Here is an 18,878-nt window from a genome sequence, read left to right as displayed (position 1 = left end):
TCTTTTCCTGAGGCAGCCTCAGCTTAACTCACTTCGGGGGTACCTCCTCATGCGCGTACCACGAGCCTCCGCCGCGCTCGCCATCATCGCGGCCTGCCAACTGATGGTCGTCCTGGACGGCACGGTGGTGTACGTGGCCCTCCCCAAGATCCAGGCCGACCTCGGCTTCTCCACGGCCGGACTGTCCTGGGTGGTCAATGCGTACACGCTGGCCTTCGGCGGCCTGCTCCTGCTCGGCGGCCGGGCCGGCGACATCCTCGGCCAGCGGCGGGTCTTCGTGGCCGGCATCGCCCTCTTCGGACTCGCCTCGCTGGTCGGCGGGCTGGCCGACGAGGAGTGGATCCTGCTTGTCGCGCGTACCGCCCAGGGCGTCGGCGCCGCACTCGCCGCGCCGAGTGCGCTCGCGCTCATCCCGGCGAACTTCGCGGAGGGCCCGCCTCGCACCCGCGCGATCGGCGTCTACACGGCGGTCGCGGCGGCCGGCGGCGCGGTCGGCCTCATCGTGGGTGGGCTGCTCAGCGACTGGGCCTCGTGGCGGTGGGTGCTGTTCATCAACGTGCCGGTGGCCGCCGCCGTGGTGCTCGCCGCGCCGATGGCCATCCGCGAGACGCCGCGGCGCCCCGGCCACTTCGACCTCGCCGGCGCGCTCACCTCGACAGCCGGCATGACAAGCCTGGTGTACGGCCTGATCCGCGCCTCCGCGGACGGCTGGCACGACCCGCTCGCCCTGGGCGCGCTGGGCGCCGCCGCGCTGCTGCTGGCCGGGTTTGTGGTGCGCGAGGCCCGGGCGAGCCAACCGATCCTGCCGCTCCGGCTTCTTGCCGACCGTACCCGTGCGGCCGGGTTCGCGACGATGCTTGTCTTCCCCGCGGCGATGTTCGGGATGTTCTTCTTCCTGACCGGTTTCCTACAGCAGGTGCACGGGTACAGCGCGCTCCGCACCGGCTTCGCGTTCCTGCCTCTGACCCTGCTGGTACTCGCCTCGTCGACGCTGGCCGCGCGGCTGGTCCCCCGGTTCGGTACGACCCCGCTGGCCGCGACCGGCGCCACCGTCACGACGGCCGGCCTTGTGTGGGTGGCGCAGATCAGCTCCCAGACCGGGTACGCCGCTGGCGTCCTCGGCCCGGTGCTCCTCTTCGGACTCGGCGCCGGACTGCTCTTCGCGCCGCTCACGACCGCCATCCTCGGCGGCGTGGCACCGGCCGACTCGGGCGCCGCCGCCAGCCTCCTCAACGCGATGCAGCAGGTCGGCGGCGCGCTCGGCTTGGCCGTACTGGTGACGGTGGCGAGCACGTCGACCGTCGATGTGGACGGGATGGCGCGCGCGTTCTGGGTCGCCGCGCTCTTCACAGCGGCCGCGGCGGTGCTGTCGATCGTCGCCCGTCCGCGCGCGGTAGGGACCGAAGTACCCACGGTGAGGCCCGCCGTACCCTCTGCCAACGCGCAAATTGCATCCGACGTGAATACGCCACCTGGCGGACGTACGCGAAGCCCGCTCGGGAAAGGATGAAGTCCAAGCCGCTGGAGCGGAGCCGATGAAGCGAAGTCCCAGCCCGCGTACTGCCAAAGGGCTGCGCCGGCTGGTCGACAAGGAGGGGTGCGTGGTTCACGCACCCCCATCGGCAACTCGGGCACGCCATCCCTTGATCGGCGTTCGCGGGGCTGCACCCGTCAGACCCACGCCCTACCCTGACCGGCATGACCCTAGCCGGCATGCAAACCAGATTGGACCCTGCGGAGCTACACGCGTTCATAGACAGGGTCTTCGGCACGCCCGACGCGGCGGCCTGCCGGGTCGTCGACGTTCTTGAGGCGCAGGCCGACGCGCTGGCCTGGGTGCGCGACACGACGGGGCGCTACCCTCGCCCAAGCCGGTCGCCGCCGCGGTCCAGGAAGCCGCGACCGGCCTCCGTGGTGTCGATGACAAGCGCGACCCCAGGCAGATCCTGTCCACCGTCGCCGTGGAGGCACTGGCCGCCTACATGGCCGAGCCACAATGAGCGAGCACGACGAGCGCACCGCCAGGCCGAGCCGGGGCTACGTCCTGGACGACCTCGCGCTGGTGGCCGGCCTCGGTGGCGCGAGCGGTGAGCACTACCGCCGCGAGCTGTCACGCATGATCCATCGAGCGGCGGAGGGCGGGCCGATGCTTGACGTGCCGGCCCTCTGTCTCGCCGAGGCGACCACCGCCCGCCGCTCGATCGCCGAGCACGTGGCCGATCTCGTCGCGACTGCGCCGCCGGGTGCGGTCGCGGTGCGCGAGTTCGTCCGCGACGCCGGGCTCGACGCCGCCCGGACCGCCCACACGCTGCTCGATTGGGCCGGCACGCACGCCGCGCAGCGAGCCCTCGCGACAGGGCATCCCATCGTGACACTCCATCCGGAGCGCTACAGGGAGCTGGGCGTTGAGGTGGTGCCGCTGTAAGCACGAAAGGGCGTCGGGTGGGCAATACCGAGGTATCGCCGCTCATGTGACGCGGCACATGAACGGTCCGCCCTACTTCGTGAGTGCGGGTTTCGGCTTTGCCGATGCCGGGCCGGGCGTCGAGGCGGATGCGTTCAGCTGCTCGTACATCATTCCGGCCTGGTGGGCGAGCGCCCCCGCGACCGCCGGCACCACCGGCAGCACCCAGTCGGCGATGATGCCGCCCTGCGGGAGGTTCAGGATCAAGACGGCCGCCGCCGCGCCGCCGAGGCCGTGCGCGAACGCCCGCCACACCGCCTTGCCCGTGTGGCCCGCGATCGCCCGCCGCGCGGCGCGCTTGCCTCGGTCAGGAAAGCCGGCCAGGGCGCGCGCGTCGCGGCGGCCAAAGTTGAGGCCGGCACCCACGGCGGTGACCGAGGTGCCCACCACGGTCGCCACGAGGACGTTCCGGGTGAAGAACATCAGCAGGCCGAACGAGGCCAACCCGACGCCGACTGCCACAGCCGCGCGGATCCACTCCTTCTTGTCACCCGGGTACCAGTAGTACTTCGCGGTCCCCTCGGAGACCTGCTTCATGATCCGCCCCATCGCGGTGCTCACCCCACTGGCCGTAACCTGCATCGCAGTCGGAAGTTACGTAGCGTAGGCAAATGTGAGCGAAGCGTGTTGGCTCCTTGCTGAAAACGCCTACCATTCTCCCAGATACTGGGCGGTAAGCCGCTAGAACAGGACGGTCGCGAACTCGCCCGCCGGGCGGAACCCACACCTGGCGTACACGTGGCGGGCTCGGTCGTTGTGACCGTTGACGTACAGGCTCACGGTCGGTGCCACCCGCCGCAGCGCGTCGCGCACCACCGCCGCCATCGCGGGACCGGCCAGGCCACGACCGCGCCACTCCGGCGCCACCCACACCCCTTGGACCTGCGCCGTGTGCCGGGTGACGACGGCCAGCTCGGCCTTGAAGATCACTTCGCCACCCGCGATCCGCGCATACGCCCGGCGGGCGCGCACCAACTCCGCCACCCTCCGCCGGTATCCACGCCCGCCGTCGTCGGCCAGCGGTGAGACGCCGACCTCCTCGGTGTACATCGCGACAGCGGCCGGGAAGAGCAGCTCGATCTCGTCGGAGCGGACCAGCCGCACGCCGGGGTCGGCCGTGAGGGCGGGCGGCGCGTCAGCGACGAGCAGCGGCTGGTAGGGCCGGACGTCGCGGGCCGGGCCCCAGTGCGTGCCGAGCCGCTCCCACAGCCCGAGCACCGCGTCGGCCCTGCCCACGATCGAGGAGCAGCCGCGATCTTCGGAGAGGATCAGCTCGGCGAACGCGGAGACCGCCGCCGGCGTGGCCAGCACGGGCGTCAGGTGGCCGCCGAACCAGCACAGTGACTCAAGGTGGCGGCGCGAGCCGTAGCCGAAGATCCGGCCGTCGGCACGCCACCAGGACAGCCCGTGCGTGGCGACCCGCTCCGTCACCTGGGCAGCACCGAACGGATCGAGGTCGAGAAGTCGCTCGACCGCACCGCGCTCGGTCTCGCCGAGCTGCCGCACGGGCACCGTCAGCACATCTGCCAGCCTATATGCAACCCGCCTGGAGCGAACCCGCCGGATATGAGGCAAATGCAGCAACGCTTCTCCCTGGCCCCGCAGACCTTGACAGTGGTCACTGTAAGCGCTCACAGTATGACGGCGATGTTACGGGCATAACTCCATTTCAATTAACTGTGAGCGCTCACAGGAGGCTGGCAATGAGGATGTTCCGGCTGGTCGCGGTCGCGGTGTCCGCGGCCCTTGTCGGCGGGTTCCTGGGGATGGTTCCAGCACAAGCCACGGAAGGCGGCGTGCGCAACGCGGGTTTCGAGGAAGGGCTCGCCGGCTGGGCCACCGCCGGCGCCGCCACGTTTGAGGACGGCGGGCACACGGGCACCGCCCGACTCACCCTCTCCGCCGCCGCATCAGTGACGCAACGGGTGTCCGGGCTGGCCCGCGGCGCGTACACGCTGCGGGTCTGGGTCCGCGGCGGCGGCGCTGCGGCGGTGAGCCTGGACTGCGGCGGGCCCGACCGCCGGGTGGATGTCCCCCGCACCGGCCCTGACCTCTGGGTGCAGGTGGCGGTCGACGCGCGGGTGACCTCCGGCCGCTGCCTGATCCGCCTGGCCTCGGCGAGCGGCTGGGCGCACATCGACGACGTCACACTCGCGCGCGGCGAGCTCGACCCGGTGCGGGTCAAGGGCGCCGACATCTCCCACCTCAGCAAGAACGAGGACTACGGCGCCGTATACCGCGACCACCGCGGCAAGCGCGGCGACGCGGTCCGGATCCTCCGTGAGAACGGCGTGAACGTCGCCCGCCTCAAGGTGTGGGTGGACCCGGCGGACGGCTACAACAGCAAGGCACAGGTGCTCGCGATGGCCAAGCGGGCCAAGGCACAGGGCATGCGGCTGCTAATCGACTTCCACTACTCCGACGCGTGGGCCGACCCGGCAAGCAGAACAAGCCGGCCGCCTGGGCGGACCTGCCGTTCGACGGGCTGCGCCAGGCGCTGTACGACCACACGTACGACGTCATCTCCGCACTGCGCAGTCAGGGTACGCCGGCCGACATGGCGCAGGTGGGCAACGAGATCAACGGCGGTCTACTGTGGCCGGACGGGCGCTGGGACAACTGGGACGGCCTCGCCGCGCTCCTCACCGCCGGCAGCAACGCGGTCAAGGCCGCCTCACCGTCCACAAAGGTCGTGCTGCACCTCGCCGAGGGCGGCAACAACGGCGGCCACGTCTGGTGGTTCGACAACGCGGTGGCGCGCGGCGTGCCGTTCGACATTATCGGGGTCTCGCACTACGTCTACTGGCACGGGCCGCTCGGCGCGCTCCAGGCCAACCTCTTCGACCTCTCCGCCCGCTACGGCAAGCCGATCGCGGTGGTGGAGACGGCGTACGGCTTCACTCTCGAAGAGAACGACCACGAGGCCAACATCTTCAACGCCTCGCTGGCGCAGGCCGGCGGCTACCCGGCGACGCCGCAGGGACAGGCCGACGCGCTGCGGGACATGTTCAACGTGGTGGCCGCCGTGCCCGGCACGCTCGGCGTCGTGTACTGGGAGCCCACCTGGACCGCGGTGGACGGCGCCGGCTGGGACCCGGCCGACCCGACGTCCGGCGACGGCTGGGAAAACCAGGCGGTCTTCGACTACTCGGGCCGTGCGCTGCCGGCCCTGCGAGTCTTCGGGAGATACTGATGCGCCGTCTCGTGGTGCTCCTGGCCGCTCTGCTGCTGATTCCGGCGGCGCCCGCCTGGGCGGCGTCCACATTGACCAACACCGGCTTCGAGTCGGGCCTCACCGGCTGGACAGGTAACGGTTACACCGAGTCGGGCGGGCGCTCCGGCCTCCGGCTCACCCACTGGGCCTCCGCCGCCTACCGGTGGGAGACGACCCAGACGCTGACCGGGCTGAGCAACGGCTCGTACACGGCCAGGGTCTGGACGCGGTCGGGTGGCGGGCAGAACGCCGCATACCTCGCCCTCAAAAACTGCGGCGGTGCCGAGCAGCGGGCCCCCGTACCCGTCAGCGACGGCTGGACGCAGATCTCGGTGACCACCACCGTCTCGAATGGACAGTGCACGGTGAGCCTCTTCTCCGACGCGAACGCGGGCAACTGGGCCAGCTTCGACGACGCCAGCTTCGCCGCCGGGTCGACCGGTGGCACCATCCAGATCCGCGGGGTCGACGTGTCCACGCTGAAGAAGAGCGAGGACCGCGGCGGCGTGTACCGGGACGGCGGCGGCACCCAGCGCGACGCCCTCGCCATCCTCCGCGGAAGCGGCGCGAACTACGGGCGGCTCAAAGTGTGGGTCAACCCCGCCGACGGGTACAACAACAAGGCGCGCGTGCTCACCATGGCCAGCCGCATCAAGGGGCAGGGCATGAAGCTGCTCGTCGACTTCCACTACTCCGACTCGTGGGCGGACCCGGGCAAGCAGAACAAGCCGGCCGCATGGGCGTCGCTCCCGTTCAGCGCGCTGCGGCAGGCGGTCTACGACCACACGTACGACGTGCTGAACGCGCTCAAGGCGCAGGGCACGGCGGCGGACATGGTGCAGGTCGGAAACGAGATCAACGACGGCATGCTGTGGCCGGACGGCCGCTCGAACAACTGGGCCAACCTCGCCTCGCTGCTGACCGCCGGCAGCAACGCGGTCAAGGCGGTCAACTCTTCGACCCAGGTGATGCTGCACCTGGCCGAGGGTGGCAACAACAGCCAGCACCGGTGGTGGTTCGACCAGGCGGTGAGCCGCGGCGTACCGTTCGACGTCATCGGGGTCTCGCACTACATCTACTGGCACGGCTCGATCGCCAGCCTCCAGACGAATATCAACGACCTCGCCTCCCGCTACGGCAAGCCGGTGGTGGTCGCCGAGACCGCATACGGCTTCACGCTCGCCCAGGACGACAGCGAGCCGAACATCTTCAACTCCTCGCTCCAGCAGACCGGCGGCTACCCGGCGACCGCACAGGGCCAGGCAGACGCGCTGCGGGCCGTGATCAACGCGGTCAAGGCGGTGCCGAACGGCCGCGGTCTCGGCGTCTTCTACTGGGAGCCGACCTGGACCGCGGTCTCCGGCAACGGCTGGGACCCGACCAACCCCTCGTCCGGCAACGGCTGGGAAAACCAGGCCCTCTTCGACTACAGCGACCGGGCGCTTCCCGGACTGTCGGTGCTCGGCACCGCCTGAGCCCAACCCTCCCTGACCCGGCCGGTCCCCCGTTGGACCGGCCGGGTTCTTCGCTCATCAGATGCAGTGCCTCGTCGAGCCGGCGGCGGGCCTCCGGCGCGTACGTCCGAACGGGCCGATGGGCCACCTCGCCCAGGCCGAGCCCGATGACAAGGCAGGCGGCACGTGTCCGCGCGACTGCCGAGTCCATGCGCTGGCGCCAGGCCACCAGCAGTAGGTGCTCCAGACCGGTGAGCTCGTCGTCCACGTCACAACCTCCCCCGTTGCCCTTGTCGACGATAGGTTACCGATATATCGTCAACGTATCAACGACAGAACGAAGATCTATCCGAGGGGAGAACGATGGGATTCCGCAGAGGTTTCCAAGACATGCATGAGGCCCGGATGCGCGGCTTCGGATTCGGCGGCGCGGGCTGGGGCGGAGGCTGGGGCCACGAGCACGGCCACCGGCAGGGCAGGGGTCGCGGCGGTCGCCGGCAGAACGTGCGGGCCGCTGTGCTCGCCCTGCTGGCCGAGCGCCCGATGCACGGCTACGAGATGATCCGCGAGCTGGAGAGCCGCACCGGCGGCATCTGGCGCCCCAGCCCTGGCTCGGTCTACCCGACGCTACAGCTGCTGGAGGACGAGGGCCTGATCGTCGCCGAAACCGGCGAGGGCCGCAAGCGGTTCGCGCTCACCGAGGCCGGCCGCGAGGAGGCCGCCAGCGCGGCCGAGGCACCGCCGTGGCAGGAGTTCGCCGACGACACCGTGTCGCAGGCTCAGGACTTCCGCGACGCCGCGTTCGGGATCATGAACGCGCTGCGCCAGGTCGGCTTCAACGGCACCGCGGAGCAGCGCCAGCGCGCGCTCGACGTGCTCAACGAGACCAAGCGCAAGCTGTACGCCATCCTGGCCGAGTCCGAGTGACCGAGGTACGTCCGCGCGGGTCTCGAGCCCGCGCGGACGGCTTCATTAGAAGCTAGGGCTGCGGCGCGCCCGCCGCTCCAAGCGGCGGGCGTCCAGCTCGCTTCGCACCGCGCTGACAGTCCAGAGCGCGGCGATGAGGAAGAGCAGAGCGCACACGATCGCGAGGCCCCACGAGGCGTACGTGATGCCGAGAGCCACCCCACCGAGCGCGACGAGCCGGATCAGTGCACCGTCACCCGCGGGCCCGGCACCAGATCGCGCAGCTCCTCGGGGAGCTCCGCACCCATCTCGTCGGCGAGGCGCAGCGCCTCCTCGATCAGGGTCTCCACGATCTGCGACTCCGGCACGGTCTTGATGACCTCGCCCTTGACGAAGATCTGGCCCTTGCCGTTGCCGGACGCGACACCGAGGTCTGCCTCGCGGGCCTCGCCCGGACCGTTGACCACGCAGCCCATCACGGCCACGCGCAGCGGGACCGGCAGCCCTTCCAAGCCGGCGGTGACCTGGTCGGCCAGTGTGTACACGTCGACCTGGGCGCGGCCGCACGACGGGCAGGAGACGATCTCCAGGCCGCGCTCGCGCAGGCCGAGCGACTCCAGGATCGCGTTGCCGACCTTGATCTCCTCGACCGGCGGCGCGGACAGCGACACGCGGATGGTGTCGCCGATCCCTCGGCCAGCAGCGCGCCGAACGCGACCGCCGACTTCACCGTGCCCTGGAACGCCGGGCCGGCCTCGGTCACGCCGAGGTGCAGCGGGTAGTCGCACTGCTCGGCGAGCTGGCGGTACGCGCGGATCATCACGACCGGGTCGTTGTGCTTGACCGAGATCTTGATGTCGCGGAAGCCGTGCTCCTCGAACAGCGAGCACTCCCACAGCGCCGACTCGACCAGCGCCTCCGCGGTGGCCTTGCCGTACTTGGTCATCAGCCGCTTGTCGAGCGAGCCGGCGTTGACACCGATCCGGATCGGCACCTTGGCGTCGGCCGCCGCGCGGGCGATCTCGGCCACCTTGTCGTCGAACGCCTTGATGTTGCCCGGGTTGACCCGGACCGCCGCGCAGCCGGCGTCGATCGCGGCGAACACGTACTTGGGCTGGAAGTGGATGTCGGCGATCACCGGGATCTGCGACTTCTTCGCGATCGCCGGCAGCGCCGCCACGTCGTCGGCCGACGGCACCGCCACCCGCACGATCTGGCAACCCGACGCGGTCAGCTCAGCGATCTGCTGGAGCGTGGCGTTGACATCGGCAGTGAGCGTGGTCGTCATCGACTGCACCGACACCGGCGCACCGCCACCGACCGGCACGGAGCCGACCATGATCTGGCGAGAGTTGCGACGCGGCGCGAGCGGCGGCGGTGGGACCGCTGGCATTCCGAGAGATACGGACGTCATTGAACTCACCTCAGAAGGGCAGCTGGATCGGGTTGACGATATCCGCGGCGACGGTCAGCAATGTGAACCCGCCGAAGATCAGAATGACCACGTAGGTGACCGGCATGAGCTTGAAGTAGTCGACCCGGCCCGGGTCCGGCCGGCCGAGCCGCGCGTACAGCCACGAACGCACCCTTTCGAACCAGGCGATCGCGATGTGCCCGCCGTCCAGCGGGAGCAGCGGCAGCAGGTTGAAGATGCCGATGAAGAAGTTGAGCGCGGCCAGCAGCAGGAGGAACGTCGGCCACTCGCCGCGGTCGAACAGCTCGCCACCGATCCGGCTGGCGCCCACCACGCTGATCGGCGTCTCCGGGTCGCGCTCCTCGCCGGTCAGCGCGGACCACAGGGCCGGCACCTTCTCCGGGAAGCGCTTGAGCGCGCTGAACGTGCCCTGGAACATCACGCCCGTCTGGTCGGCGGCCTTGCCAACGCCGTCGATCGGTCCGGCCGCGGTGCGCGGGATCACCGGCGTGATGCCCAGCATGCCGACGTTTTCCAGGTCGGCGGGGGTGATGTCCTCGGCCGCACGGTCCGGGTTGTCGCGGATCACCTGCTGCTTGACCCGCTCGGCGACCGGGAGCACGATCGACTTGGTTTCGCTGGTGCCATTCCGGTCGTACGTGATGCTGACCTGCTGGCCACCGGAGGCGCGGATCTTGGTGGTCAGCGCGTCCCAGCCGCTGATCTGCTGCCCGTTGAGCGCGGTGATGGTGTCGCCGGGCTGGAGGCCGAGCGTGACCGCGGCGCTGTCCGGGTCGACGCCCTTCTCACAGAGGCGCTCACGCTGGGTGGCCGGGTCGACGCTCCACTGCTGCTCGACGCAGGGCGAGACGCTCGCGATCGTGACCGGCTGGCTCTGGAGCTTTGTCTCGTCGTTGAGCGGGACGAACGAGAAGAGCCCCCACAGGATCAGGATGCCGAGCGCGAAGTGCGTGATCGACCCGGCGCTCATCACGACCGTGCGCTTCCACACCGGGAAGCGCCACATCGCGCGCGGCTGGTCCTCGGGCGCGACGTCGTCGTCCTGCGGCGTCATCCCGACGATCTTCACGAACGCGCCGGCGGGGATCGCCTTCAGCCCGTACTCGGTCTCTTTGCGCCGGAACGAGAAGAGCGTCGGCCCGAAGCCCACAAAGAATCGAGTGACCTTCATCCCGAACATCCGCGCCGTACCCATATGTCCGGCTTCGTGGAGAGCGACGGAGATGAAGATACCCAGCGCGAACAGGAGGATCCCGAAGATCTCCATCAAGCTCCTTCACCGATGATCCGCTGGGCGTGTGATCGCGCCCAGGTCTCCGCCGCAAGCACGTCCTCGACGGTACCTGGTTCGTCGAAGTCCGGAGCTTCGTCCAAGACCCGCTCGAGCGTTTCGACCATCCCCAGGAACGGCAGGCGGCCGGCCACGAACGCGGCCACACACTCCTCATTGGCCGCGTTGTAGACGGCCGGGAGGCAGCATCCGGACGAGCCCGCCTCCTTGGCCAGGCGCACCGCTGGGAAAGCCGCGTCGTCCAGCGGCGCGAGCTCCCACGTGTGCGCCTTCGTCCAGTCGACCCGGGCGCCGCGTCGGGCACCCGGTCGGGCCAGCCCAGCGCCAGCGCGATCGGCAGCCGCATGTCGGGCGGGCTGGCCTGGGCGATCGTCGACCCGTCGGCGAACTCCACCATCGAGTGGATCACGGACTGCGGGTGGACCATGACCTCGATCGCGTCGTACCCGATCCCGAAAAGCTCATGCGTCTCGATAACCTCGAGCCCCTTGTTCACAAGCGTGGCCGAGTTGATCGTTACGACCGGCCCCATGGCCCATGTCGGGTGGGCGAGCGCCTGCGCCGGCGTGACGTCGGTCAGCTCCTCGCGCCGCCGCCCCGGAACGGCCCGCCACTCGCGGTCAGCACGAGCCGCCGCACCTCGTCCGCCGACCCGCCGCGCAGGCACTGGGCCAGCGCCGAATGCTCGGAGTCGACCGGCACGATCTGCCCCGGCCGCGTCACCGCGGCCTTGACGAGGGGCCGCCGGCCACGAGTGACTCCTTGTTGGCGAGCGCGAGGGTACGCCCGGCGTGGAGCGCGGCCAGCGTCGGCGCGAGCCCGAGGGAGCCGACCACGCCGTTGAGCACGACGTCGCACGGCCACTCGGCCAGCTCGGTCATCGCGGCCGGCCCGGCCAGGATCTTGGGGATACGGAACTCGCCGGTCGCATACCCCCGGCGGGACGCCTCGGCGTAGAACGCCAGCTGAAGGTCCTGGGCGGTGGACGCCTTGGCCACGCCCACCGCCTCGACGCCCAACTCCAGCGCCTGGGTGGCGAGCTGCTCCACGTTTCCGCCGCCCGCGCCGACGGCCACCACCCGAAACCGGTCAGGGTTGCGCCGCACAATGTCGATCGCCTGCGTGCCGATCGACCCGGTCGAGCCGAGGAGCACGATCTCGCGGGGAGGACTCACCGGCCTATTCTCTCAACGCTCGCCAGGCGCTGGCGGGCGGAGGCTGCCGGTCCCCGGTTGAGTGGCCGGTTTGTCCCCCTGCGGGGCCGGCTGTGAGGCAGGCGGCGGGGCGGAGCGGCGCCGCACGAACTCCCGAAGCTCCTCCCGCTGCGCCTCGGTCATCGCCTCGAGGGGCAGGTCCCAGGCGGGCAGACCGCCCTTCTGCCACAGCAGGAACGCGAACCGCGTCTCCTCGACGCGCTCGATCAGGCCCCACGAGATGCTGCTGCCGGCATGCACGGACTGCCAGGCCACCCGGTCGTCGGTGATGTCGTAGGTCCGCGGCTCGAACCACTCCTCGGGCAGCCGGTTGACGCTCCGCGACACGCCCCGCAAGAGCCCACAGCAAGGCAGGCGCCTACGGCCACCGACCCCATCCCACTCCCCAGCGCGCCCCCGTCGCTGGTGATGACACTCCCGGCACCGAAGACGACGAACGCGGCCGCGACGTAGCCTGACCAGAACAGCTGGCGCCGGTCCGACCGGCGGACCAGCCGGCGCGCGTACTCCCTGTCGCGGGGCGCGGTGAACGCGATCTGCACGGCGGGACGCTAGCAGCCCGCCCGCCGCCCCACTGTCCCGCTGGCCCCCGACCTCACTCGTCTTAGGTCGTAGCGGCGGGCTCTGGCTCGCGTGTGGGGTCGGAGGGTTTGGTCTCGTGGAGGCCGTAACGGCGGTAGACGCGGCCTAGTGGGCCGGGGCCCACCAGTTCCAGCGGCCCAGCAGCCGCATCGTCGCCGGTACCAGGAGGGCGCGGACCAGCGTCGCGTCGACGACGATGGCGACGATCATGCCGATGCCGATCAGCTTGATGAACATGATGCCGCCGGTCGCGAAGCCGGCGACCACGATGACGAGCAGTAGCGCCGCGGCCGTGATGATGCGGCCGGTACGGGCCAGCCCGTGCGCGACCGACGCGGTGTTGTCGCCGGTGCGGTCCCACTCCTCGCGTACCCGAGAGAGCAGAAACACCTCGTAGTCCGTGGCGAGTCCGAAGAGGACGGCCAGCATGAGGATCGGGTTGCTCGGCTCGATGAAGCCGGTCGGCGTGAAGCCCAGCAGGTCGGACAGGTGGCCGTCCTGGAAGACCCAGACCACGACGCCGAACGAGGCGCCGATCGAGACGAGGTTCATCAGTACGGCCTTGATCGGCAGCACCACCGAGCCGAACGCGAAGAAGAGCAGCACCAGCGTGGCCACGGCGATGAGCAGGGCCATCCACGGCAGCCGGGAGGCGAGGCTGGAGACCAGGTCGATGTCGGCGGCGGTACGCCCGGTGACCAGCACCTCGGCGCCGTCCGGCCCGGGCAGGTCGCGGATCGTACGCACCGCCTCCTGGGCCGCGTCGCCAGTGGGCTCGCCGGTGTACGCCGCGGACAGCAGCGTCGCGTCCCTCGACTGGCGGTCAGCTGCACCCCGGTCACGCCCGGCACCCGCCCGACCTCCTGGGCGAACCGTTGCGCCTCGGCCAGCGGCACGCCGGAGACGAGGACCTCGATCGGCCCCACCGTGCTCCCCGGAAACTCGGCCGCCAGCCGGGCGGCGACCACCCGTGGCTCGGTACCGGCCGGCAGCACCCGCTCGTCGAAGCCGCCGAACTGCATCCGTGCCGCCGGCGCGGCGAAGACGGCGAGGATCGCGACCACGCCGACCGCGTACAGCCAGGGGCGGCGCATCACGCTGCGGGCGAGCCGGGCCCAGCCGGAACCCTCCACGTGCTCGCGCCGCCGCCAAGGCGTGGGGATGCGCAGCGCGTTCACCCGTGGGCCGACCACGGCGAGCAGCGCGGGCAGCACGGTCAGCGCGCCGAGCATCGCCACGAGCACCGCCGCCATGCCGCCGAAGCCGATCGAGCGGAGAAAGACCTGCGGGTAGATCAGGAGGCTGGCCAGCGCGAGCGCGATCGTGAGGCCGGAGACCATCACGGTACGGCCGGCGGTGGTCATGGTCCGCTGGATCGCGGCCGGGGTCTCGTGCCCGGCGGCCAACTCCTCCCGGAAGCGGCTGACGATGAAGAGCGCGTAGTCGATCGCCATGCCGAGGCCGATCAGCGTGATCACGTTGACCGCGAAGACCGAGATGTCGGTGGCGAGCGTGAGCAGGCGTACCGCCACGAACGCGCCGAGGATCGCCAGCCCGCCGACCAGCAACGGCAGGCCGGCTGCCACCAGCCCGCCGAAGATCACGACGAGCAGCACGAGGAGCACGGGCAGCGAGAGCGTCTCGGCGCGGACCAGGTCCCGCTCGGTCTGGTGGTTGGCTTCGTAGAGGAACGGCACCGTGCCGCCCGCCTCGGTGGTCAGGCCCGGCGCGTCGAGGGCCGGCGCCAGCCGCTCGTACGCCTTCGTCTTGTCGTCTGGCTCGACCGCCCGCAGTTGCACCACCGCGTACGTCGCGTGGCGGTCGGTGGAGACGAGGCCTGCCCCTGCAACTCGTACCAGCTGGTCACGCTCGCCACCTCGGGCAGCTCGCGGAGCCGGGTGAGCGTCGTGGTGACCGGGTCGCGGAAAGCCGGCTGGTCCACTGTGGCCGTCTCGCTGGAGTACAGGACGAGCACGTCGACGTCCTGGTTGCCAAGCTCGGCCATGATCCGCTCGCGGGCCTTGGTCGACTCGCTCGCCGGGTCCTCGAAGCCCCCGCCGGTCAGCTTGCCGAACACCCCGGCGCCCCAGGTCGCACCCACCACGACCAGCACCGCGGCCGCGGCGAGCACGGCCCATCTCAGCCGGACGACGGCGCCACCCCACCACGAGAACATCCACTTCCCCTACGCCGCGACCGGTAGGCTGTAATAGCCGATCAGTCAGGTGAACGATGTTAACTATCGCAATCGCCGTTCGCGTGGGTCAAGGGGGTTCGCGGGTATGACGACTTCCTCACCCACCCGCCGGGAGCGGCTGCGGTCGGCGACCGTCTCGGAGATCAAGGAAGGGGCGCGCCGGCTGCTGGTGACCGGCGGGCCGCAGGCCATCTCGCTGCGCCAGATCGCCCGCGAGATGGGCATGACCGCGCCGGCCATCTACCGCTACTTCCCCAGCCTGGAGGCGCTCGTCACCGCGCTCGCCGAGGACCTGTGGAATGAGGTGGCGGCCACCGTCGCGGAGGCCACCGCGGCAGTCGGCGACGACCCGGGCCGCCAGCTGGCGGCGATGGCGCGCGCGTACCGGGCGTGGGCGGTCGCCAATCCGGTGGAGTTCGGCCTGATCTTCGGTCCGCCGACGCCGACGCTGGCCGACTTCACGACAGACTGCCTGCCGGACGACCCGGGCGCCCGCTTCGGACAGCCGTACCTGGACGTGTTCCTCGCCTTGTGGCAGCGCAAGCCGTGGCCCACGCCCCGCACGAGTACATGCTGAAGCACCTCGGCCCCCATCTCGGCCCGCTGCGCGAGACCCACGGTGACCTGCCGATCGAGGTCGCGTATACGTACCTGTCCGGGTGGGCGCGGCTCTACGGCATGGTCGCGATGGAGGTCTTCGGCCAGGTGCGGTGGGCGCTGACCAAGCCGGAGGCGCTCTTCGAGGCCGAGATCGTCCAATTCCTGAGCCAAGTCGGCGTGTCGCCGGACTAACCTTGCGTGGCATGAGCGGGAGTCGCGAGGCTACGGACCTTGACCACGACGGCGGCCGAGCGCCGAGCGGCAGAGCGGCGGCAGGCAGAGTGCCTGAACGCGCGGACGTGGTGATTGTCGGAGCCGGACACAACGGGCTCGTCTCGGCGGTGCTGCTGGCCCGGGCCGGCCTCGACGTGGTGGTGCTCGAGGCGGCCGACGTGCTCGGCGGCGCGGCGCGCACCGAGCACCCGTTCCCGCGGGTGCCGGGGCTGGGGCAGTCGACCGGGTCGTACCTGCTCGGTCTCATGCCGCCCGAGCTGCTCAAGACGCTCGACGTGGACATCCCGGTGCTCCGCCGCGACCCGCACTACTTCCTGCCCACGCGCGGCGACGCGTACCTGCTCTTCGGCTCCGACCGGGAGGCCACCCGCGCCCAGATGATGCGCTTCTTCTCGCCCGAGGACGTGGGCGCCGACGACGCCATGCAGGCCGAGATCGGCGCGCTCCGCGACGACCTCGCCCCGCGTGGCTGGCCGAGCCACTGCCCGTCGAGGAGACCGCGCAGCGCTACATCCGGCCGTCGCTCCAGGAGGCTTTCATCGACCTGGTACGCGGTTCGGTCGCCGACTACCTGGCCCGCTTCGACTTCCGGTCGGAGCTGCTCGTCTCCATGTACGTGGTCACCGACGGCCTCTCCGGCCTCAACGCCGGCCCGGACGACCCCGGCACCGGCCACAACTTCCTGGTGCACAACATGTGCCGGCTCCCCGGCGCGGACGGCACCTGGATGATCGCCAAGGGCGGCATGGGCACCGTCTCGCGGACCTTCGCCGACGCCGCACGCGCCGCCGGGGCCCAGCTTTTCACCGGTACCCGGGTAAAGGAGATCACCCTCGACGGCGGCGCGGCGTCCGGCGTGGTCCTGGACGACGGCCAGGCGGTACGCGCGAAGGTCGTGCTTGGCGCGTGTGATCCGTTCCGGCTGATCGAGCTGATGCCCGACGGCGCGCTGCCGGCGGAGCTCACCGCGCGGATGGCGGGGGTCCGCCGCCCCGGCACGACCCTCAAGGTCAACATGGCGCTGGCCGGGCTGCCCCGCTTCCCATGCCTGCCGCCCGAGGCACCCAGCCCGTTCGGCGCGACGATCCACCTGCTGCCCTACCAGGACTCGCCGCTGGCCTCGCTCCGTGCGATGTGGATGGACGTGATGTCGGGGCGGCTGCCGGCCGAGCCGACCATCGAGTGGTACGTGCACACGACCGTCGACCCGTCACTACAGGACCAGGGTGGGCACCACTCGTCGGCGCTGTTCGTACAGTCGGTGCCGGCCACGCTCACCGACGATCAGGTCCCCTCCTATGTGGAGCACCTGTTGTCCATTTGCGACTCGTACGCGCCGGGCACGTCCGCGCTCGTGGCGGACGCGTTCCCGCTGACGCCGGCCGGGATCGAGCGGCATTTCGGCATCACCGGCGGGCACATCCACCACGTCGACAACACGGTGTCCTTCACCGACCGCATGCCCTACGCGACCGGCGTAGACGGCGTATACGCCGGCTCTGCCGGCTGCTACCCAGCCGGCAGCGTAGTCGGCGCGGCAGGCCACAACGCCGCCCAGAAAATCCTCCGCGACCTAGGCCGCCCTCCGCGTTGATCAGGGACTTGGCGGGCGTGTCGTACCACGTGTCGCCGCACCAACTCCCTGATCAACCGCCGGTTGGGGCCTTGCTCGCGCGGATCTCGTGCCCCGCGCTGGTCAGGCAGCGCCCGCTGTCCAGGTCGAACCTCCACCCGTGCAGCTGGCAGGTGAGCTGGCTGCCGTCGAGCACGCCGAAGCGGGTCAGGTCGGCCTTCAGGTGCGGGCACCGCCGCTGCACGACCCAGTCGCCGAGGCGGATGTCCTCCTGGTCGGCGTTCTTGAGGTGCTCGTCGTACCAGCCCTCGGCGTACTGCAACCGCTCCTCGGACAGGCACTTGAAGAACGCGTAGATGTACTCGTTGTACTGGCCGATCCGGGCCGCGGAGAAGCGGCAGGACAGGAAGAGCGAGTTGACCCAGTCGACCTCGCCGATGTACAGCAGGTGCTCCACCAGGGCGCGCTCGGTGCGGAAGCGGTAGCGGACCTTCTCGTCGCCGTACGGCCGCACCTGCTTGCCCGGGAAGTCCACCACGATCGACTCGACCGACTCGCCGTCGTAGCCGACCAGGTCGAAGCGGACCGGCCCGCCCACTCCCTTGGCCAGGTAGATCGACTCGTCCAGGAGCGGCTCGATGATCCGCTTCATCTCCTTGAGCACGTCGATCTCGGGGTGCCGCCACGACGCCTTCGCCGCCTCGATGATCGGGCGCTTGCGCTCCCGCATCTCGATGAGGTGGGCCTTCTTGTTCGCGAAGTACTGGTCCACGTCCGTCGGGTGCGTCGTGGTGCACGACTCCGTGGTGAGCTCGGTCACCGAACCCGGCAGCAGCACGACGCCGTTGTCCCCGCCGACCTTGGCGTACTCCCGGATGAAGACCGACTGGTCCGGGAAGATGTTGCCCTCGTCGCCGAAGATGTCGTTGAACTGCCACAGCTCGTCGTCGAGGAAGCAGGGCGGCCCGGCGATCGGGAAGACGTACGACGCCTTGAGGTCGTCGATGTAGCGGAACGTGCGGTCGAACTGCCGGTCCCGCTTCTGCTTGCCGAACGCGGTCTTCGCGGACTGCGGCAGCTCGTAGACCATCGGGTACCAGATCGCGCCGGAGAACTGAAGCATGTGCGCGTGCACGTGACCCAGCTCGGCGAACGTGGCCAGGTCGGTCGGTCGGGCGTCGTTCTGGTTGAGCAGCCGCACCCCGTCGTACTCCACCCACAGCGACGAGTCGCCGATCGGCCCGTCCGTGGGCGAGGTCAGCGCCTGGATCATCACCTTCAGGCCGCCGTCGAGCTCCATGACCTCGTTCGTCGTGGTCTCGATGAAGCTCGTGAAGCCCAGCTCGCGCAGCTGGTCCTCAAGCTCGCTCGTCGGGTAGGCCGGCAGCAGCACCGTCGCCTTCTTGGAGATGAAGCGCTTGAGGTGCTCGGCGTCGAAGTGGTCCCGGTGCAGGTGGGAGACGTACAGGTAGTCGGTCTGCCCCAGGCTCTCCCAGTCGAGCTGGGAGTTGTCCGGAAACGGGAACCAGGAGGCGAAGTACGCCGGGTTGACCCACGGGTCGCACAGGATGCTGCCCGCGGCTGTGTCGATCCGCATGCTCGCGTGCCCCGTACCCGTCACTCGCACCGCACTACCTCCACTCGGTTTGACGTCGCAGTGAGGTTACGTACCGACGCTACCGGGCGCGTAGCCAGATCCCGGCGCGGGGCGCCA

Annotated in this window: 14 protein-coding genes and 6 pseudogenes; 9 read left to right on the top strand and 11 right to left on the bottom strand. The window is 70.3% G+C overall.

Annotated elements, in window-relative coordinates; translation table 11 throughout:
• Positions 1 to 49 precede the first annotated feature (49 nt).
• Positions 50 to 1,510, top strand: coding sequence for an MFS transporter (locus Pflav_RS40840; protein ID WP_173041850.1), 1,461 nt, complete (start codon positions 50 to 52; stop codon positions 1,508 to 1,510).
• Positions 1,511 to 1,996: 486 nt separating this feature from the next.
• Positions 1,997 to 2,425 carry a hypothetical protein gene (locus Pflav_RS40835; RefSeq protein WP_173041849.1) on the top strand — a complete coding sequence of 143 codons (429 nt, stop codon included), beginning with the start codon at positions 1,997 to 1,999 and terminating at the stop codon, positions 2,423 to 2,425.
• Between the two features lie 72 nt (positions 2,426 to 2,497).
• Here the strand turns inward: Pflav_RS40835 and Pflav_RS40830 are convergent, their stop codons facing one another.
• Positions 2,498 to 3,025, bottom strand: coding sequence for a hypothetical protein (locus tag Pflav_RS40830; RefSeq protein WP_232072497.1), 528 nt, complete (start codon positions 3,023 to 3,025; stop codon positions 2,498 to 2,500).
• A 120-nt stretch (positions 3,026 to 3,145) separates the two neighbouring features.
• Entirely contained in the window at positions 3,146 to 3,985 is an 840-nt protein-coding gene (locus Pflav_RS40825) for a GNAT family N-acetyltransferase (RefSeq protein WP_173041848.1), read from the bottom strand.
• A gap of 14 nt (positions 3,986 to 3,999) precedes the next feature.
• Between Pflav_RS40825 and Pflav_RS49205 the strand changes: the two are divergent.
• From Pflav_RS49205 to Pflav_RS40810, 3 genes and pseudogenes are all read left to right on the top strand, one after another.
• Positions 4,000 to 5,657: pseudogene (locus Pflav_RS49205) on the top strand (glycoside hydrolase family 53 protein).
• Positions 5,657 to 7,153, top strand: a complete 1,497-nt coding sequence (locus Pflav_RS40815) for a glycoside hydrolase family 53 protein (protein WP_173041847.1) — start codon at positions 5,657 to 5,659, stop codon at positions 7,151 to 7,153. The pseudogene Pflav_RS49205 and the gene Pflav_RS40815 overlap by 1 nt, the downstream one beginning before the upstream one ends.
• Before the next feature lie 342 nt (positions 7,154 to 7,495).
• Complete coding sequence (locus Pflav_RS40810) at positions 7,496 to 8,059, top strand: PadR family transcriptional regulator (protein WP_173041846.1); 564 nt, start codon at positions 7,496 to 7,498, stop codon at positions 8,057 to 8,059.
• A 45-nt stretch (positions 8,060 to 8,104) separates the two neighbouring features.
• On the opposite strand, the gene Pflav_RS40805 is transcribed toward Pflav_RS40810, so the two are convergent.
• From Pflav_RS40805 to Pflav_RS46890, 8 genes and pseudogenes are all read right to left on the bottom strand, one after another.
• The gene (locus tag Pflav_RS40805; RefSeq protein WP_173041845.1) at positions 8,105 to 8,257 is read right to left on the bottom strand and encodes a hypothetical protein; all 153 of its coding nucleotides are present in this window, start codon (positions 8,255 to 8,257) and stop codon (positions 8,105 to 8,107) included.
• 23 nt (positions 8,258 to 8,280) lie between these two features.
• Positions 8,281 to 9,452: pseudogene (gene ispG, locus Pflav_RS40800) on the bottom strand (flavodoxin-dependent (E)-4-hydroxy-3-methylbut-2-enyl-diphosphate synthase).
• Between the two features lie 10 nt (positions 9,453 to 9,462).
• Complete coding sequence (locus Pflav_RS40795; protein ID WP_173041844.1) at positions 9,463 to 10,743, bottom strand: M50 family metallopeptidase; 1,281 nt, start codon at positions 10,741 to 10,743, stop codon at positions 9,463 to 9,465.
• Positions 10,740 to 11,918, bottom strand: a pseudogene (gene dxr, locus Pflav_RS40790) (1-deoxy-D-xylulose-5-phosphate reductoisomerase). The gene Pflav_RS40795 and the pseudogene dxr overlap by 4 nt, the downstream one beginning before the upstream one ends.
• A 33-nt stretch (positions 11,919 to 11,951) precedes the next feature.
• The gene (locus Pflav_RS40785) at positions 11,952 to 12,305 is read right to left on the bottom strand and encodes a YcxB family protein (protein ID WP_173041843.1); all 354 of its coding nucleotides are present in this window, start codon (positions 12,303 to 12,305) and stop codon (positions 11,952 to 11,954) included.
• A 360-nt stretch (positions 12,306 to 12,665) separates the two neighbouring features.
• A complete protein-coding gene (locus Pflav_RS46900) occupies positions 12,666 to 13,307 on the bottom strand; it encodes an MMPL family transporter (protein ID WP_232072495.1) in 642 nt (213 codons plus the stop codon).
• A 395-nt stretch (positions 13,308 to 13,702) separates the two neighbouring features.
• A pseudogene (locus Pflav_RS46895) lies at positions 13,703 to 14,359 on the bottom strand (MMPL family transporter); the annotation flags it as partial.
• A complete protein-coding gene (locus Pflav_RS46890) occupies positions 14,278 to 14,736 on the bottom strand; it encodes a hypothetical protein (protein ID WP_232072493.1) in 459 nt (152 codons plus the stop codon). The gene Pflav_RS46890 and the pseudogene Pflav_RS46895, both read right to left, overlap by 82 nt.
• Positions 14,737 to 14,842: 106 nt before the next feature.
• Here Pflav_RS46890 and Pflav_RS40775 point away from each other — a divergent pair, with 106 nt between their 5' ends.
• The 4 genes and pseudogenes from Pflav_RS40775 to Pflav_RS40765 form a co-directional block, all read left to right on the top strand.
• Positions 14,843 to 15,334 (top strand): TetR/AcrR family transcriptional regulator, encoded by a 492-nt coding sequence (locus tag Pflav_RS40775; RefSeq protein ID WP_173041842.1) that lies wholly within the window; start codon positions 14,843 to 14,845, stop codon positions 15,332 to 15,334.
• The gene (locus Pflav_RS40770) at positions 15,328 to 15,549 is read left to right on the top strand and encodes a TetR-like C-terminal domain-containing protein (RefSeq protein WP_173041841.1); all 222 of its coding nucleotides are present in this window, start codon (positions 15,328 to 15,330) and stop codon (positions 15,547 to 15,549) included. The genes Pflav_RS40775 and Pflav_RS40770 overlap by 7 nt, the downstream gene beginning before the upstream one ends.
• 11 nt (positions 15,550 to 15,560) lie before the next feature.
• Positions 15,561 to 15,734: pseudogene (locus Pflav_RS48245) on the top strand (FAD-dependent monooxygenase); the annotation flags it as partial.
• A 290-nt stretch (positions 15,735 to 16,024) separates the two neighbouring features.
• A pseudogene (locus Pflav_RS40765) lies at positions 16,025 to 17,185 on the top strand (phytoene desaturase family protein); the annotation flags it as partial.
• Between the two features lie 52 nt (positions 17,186 to 17,237).
• Here the strand turns inward: Pflav_RS40765 and Pflav_RS40760 are convergent.
• Positions 17,238 to 18,785, bottom strand: a complete 1,548-nt coding sequence (locus Pflav_RS40760; RefSeq protein WP_173042924.1) for a Rieske 2Fe-2S domain-containing protein — start codon at positions 18,783 to 18,785, stop codon at positions 17,238 to 17,240.
• Between the last annotated feature and the right edge of the window lie 93 nt (positions 18,786 to 18,878).

Origin of the sequence: Phytohabitans flavus, from assembly GCF_011764545.1 — a bacterium.
GTDB lineage: Bacteria > Actinomycetota > Actinomycetes > Mycobacteriales > Micromonosporaceae > Phytohabitans > Phytohabitans flavus.
This window is presented reverse-complemented; position numbering and strand designations above follow the sequence as displayed.

Excerpts from the sequence above, each read along its gene's own strand:
- Pflav_RS40840 (WP_173041850.1), top strand. The coding sequence starts at position 50 with ATGCGCGTACCACGAGCCTCCGCCGCGCTCGCCATCATCGCGGCCTGC.
- Pflav_RS40835 (WP_173041849.1), top strand. The coding sequence starts at position 1,997 with ATGAGCGAGCACGACGAGCGCACCGCCAGGCCGAGCCGGGGCTACGTC.
- Pflav_RS40815 (WP_173041847.1), top strand. The coding sequence starts at position 5,657 with ATGCGCCGTCTCGTGGTGCTCCTGGCCGCTCTGCTGCTGATTCCGGCG.
- Pflav_RS40810 (WP_173041846.1), top strand. The coding sequence starts at position 7,496 with ATGGGATTCCGCAGAGGTTTCCAAGACATGCATGAGGCCCGGATGCGC.
- Pflav_RS46890 (WP_232072493.1), bottom strand. The coding sequence starts at position 14,736 with ATGTTCTCGTGGTGGGGTGGCGCCGTCGTCCGGCTGAGATGGGCCGTG.
- Pflav_RS40775 (WP_173041842.1), top strand. The coding sequence starts at position 14,843 with ATGACGACTTCCTCACCCACCCGCCGGGAGCGGCTGCGGTCGGCGACC.
- Pflav_RS40770 (WP_173041841.1), top strand. The coding sequence starts at position 15,328 with ATGCTGAAGCACCTCGGCCCCCATCTCGGCCCGCTGCGCGAGACCCAC.